The organism is Chryseobacterium indologenes (assembly GCF_001295265.1).
Lineage (GTDB): Bacteria > Bacteroidota > Bacteroidia > Flavobacteriales > Weeksellaceae > Chryseobacterium > Chryseobacterium indologenes_A.
Window position 1 is genome coordinate 1 of sequence record NZ_LJOD01000066.1, and the last position, 586, is coordinate 586.

General features: G+C 42.2%; 1 pseudogene. It reads left to right on the plus strand.

Annotation, left to right across the window (positions count from 1 at the left end):
• Nucleotides 1-586, plus strand: a pseudogene (locus AOB46_RS23560) (SusC/RagA family TonB-linked outer membrane protein); the annotation flags it as partial.

Genomic DNA, 586 nt, shown 5'->3' on the forward strand with positions numbered 1-586 from the left:
AAAATGGGCTGGGGTAGATCCAAGCAATGGTAACCCGCTATGGTATAAAAACGGTGTAGACGGAGAAACTACCAGCAACTATGCAGAAGCACAGCGTGCTATCCAGGGATCCCGTATCGCTAAAGTATATGGAGGGGTTGGTTTAAATGTGTCTTATAAAAACTTCTCAGTAAGTGCTCAGGGGACTTTCAGCTTCGGAGCTAAGATGTTGGATGACTGGGCATTCTACTTACAGAGTGATGGTACCTATTCTCATATTTACAACAGCTACGCAGATGCTATGGATTACTGGACACCAAGCAATCCTAATGCTGAAAATCCAAAACCTTTCCAAGGGGTTGGTGCAAGAGGTACAGGATCAACATCGGCTAACAATGTCTCCACAAGATTCCTTAGAAAAGCAGATTTCTTAAGATTAAGTAACCTGAAAGTAGCTTATACGTTTGATAAGGATTTCTTAAAAGGAGCTCCTGTCAACAAAGTGACTTTATATGTGATGGCGAACAACCTGTATACCCACAGATATGACAAAAAGCTTAAGTATGACCCGGATATGGCTTTGATCGGGACCAGTAACCTGAACTTA